The 1,428-nt window shown below is 57.4% G+C and carries 3 protein-coding genes; 2 read left to right on the top strand and 1 reads right to left on the bottom strand.

Translation table 11 applies throughout. The annotated features are described in order from the left end of the window. Positions 1 to 389: 389 nt before the first annotated feature. Positions 390 to 851 (bottom strand): hypothetical protein, encoded by a 462-nt coding sequence (locus NKH41_RS33995; RefSeq protein WP_352469333.1) that lies wholly within the window; start codon positions 849 to 851, stop codon positions 390 to 392. Positions 852 to 918: 67 nt separating this feature from the next. On the opposite strand from NKH41_RS33995, the gene NKH41_RS33990 reads away from it, so the two are divergent. Then, positions 919 to 1,095, top strand: coding sequence for a hypothetical protein (locus NKH41_RS33990; RefSeq protein WP_023680685.1), 177 nt, complete (start codon positions 919 to 921; stop codon positions 1,093 to 1,095). 145 nt (positions 1,096 to 1,240) lie between these two features. Then, positions 1,241 to 1,428 (top strand): hypothetical protein (locus NKH41_RS33985; protein ID WP_352493112.1); only part of this gene is annotated, 188 nt, incomplete at its 3' end.

Here is a 1,428-nt window from a genome sequence, read left to right as displayed (position 1 = left end):
GCTGCAGACGGCGGTCGCCAGCCAGCTTGAGGCGCAGTTGCCGCAACCACTCGCCATCCTCTCCGAGCGGATCGCAGGACAGCTACGCGATTCTGAGCACTGCCAAATCGGCCTAATTTTCCGCTGCCGAATGGACGATGAGACGCGTAAGCGAGTTTCCGGACCGGAAGCTATGCGTTGGGTTGCCCAAACGATGCAGAGGCGCTGCTGTGTTGGCGCGACACGCTCGACCGCAGGTGCGGACGGCATAAGAATTTTGGAGAGGCCCGTGGTGACTGGGGATTGCGCCGGTATTGGCGACGCGCGAAGACTGGGTCGATATCTGGGCGAAGGCAGCCCCTGCGACGCAGCTTCATACCGGAGAATGCGCTGCGAGGTTGTTGCCTCGGCTACCAACTCAAAGTGATTGTCCGGGAGAGTTCGGCGATGTCGCCATAGATCATCGAACCTGTGACGAGAAAACATTCATCACCGAGGACTTCGAAGGGTGAGCTTGACGCGGTACAAACCGGCAGGTTCTTCGAATTGGCGTACGTGCCGAGCGTCGCGGTTTCGACCTTACGGTCCTTGGCTTCGGCACAGCCGACACTGATCGCGAGGATTGCGATAGCAATGAGAGTCGTCTTGCTCATATTTTGCCCCTGGAGCCAGCTCTTGTCGGGTAAGTCGCGCGATGCATCAAAATAGCACCGGCCCACGATCGGCTTCATCCATCGATTGGAGGAAGCAGGCTCATCCATAATTAGCAATATCTTGAGTAAGGCACCGAGCGCACCAGACTCATGGAACGGCGCGCGGAATTTCCATTCGTGACGAGGTGGCGATCCCGGCCGCCTTCGCAAACGGGTCATTCAGCACTGCGTAAACGTCTCGATTCCGAGCTATAGCTTTCCGCATTCGATCATCGATCATACCAAGGTGAAGAAGGGGCAGCAGATCGAGCTTACCGGAGAGATCACGCGCGTAGACGAGGAAGGCGGCAGGGTGACCGTCGATCTGGGACCACTGGTGACGATCGACATCGACAAGGTCAGGCTGGTCGAGAAGTACAGGACGCCAAAGCGCAAGAAGCCGCTGCGCGACATGGTGGATTAGCTCGCGGACCGCCACTTATCCACGCGACATCGGTACCACTCAAACGAATGGCAATTTTCCGTCTGAATGCGTTTAGGGTCCATGCTCGGAGACCACGCATGGGTATCGCGCGGGAGACAGTGACTCCCCGTTTCAAGGCGTCGAGATGCTACGAGCACCGAAAAGTCAGTTCCTTAGACCTAAAGATCGGGCGATCTGCCAGCGGGTTGTCGACCAGGTAACCGCCGACGCCAAATGGTACAGCACCCCGATAGACGGTCAGATTCTGGCCTCGACCACGCTGAATCTCTTTCAATCAGGGGTCGTAAACGAAACGAATTTGCTGGCACATGT

It is taken from the genome of Mesorhizobium sp. M1169, from assembly GCF_040318345.1.
Lineage (GTDB): Bacteria > Pseudomonadota > Alphaproteobacteria > Rhizobiales > Rhizobiaceae > Mesorhizobium.
Note: the sequence above shows the minus strand (reverse complement) of the source record. Positions and strands in the feature narration are given on the sequence as shown.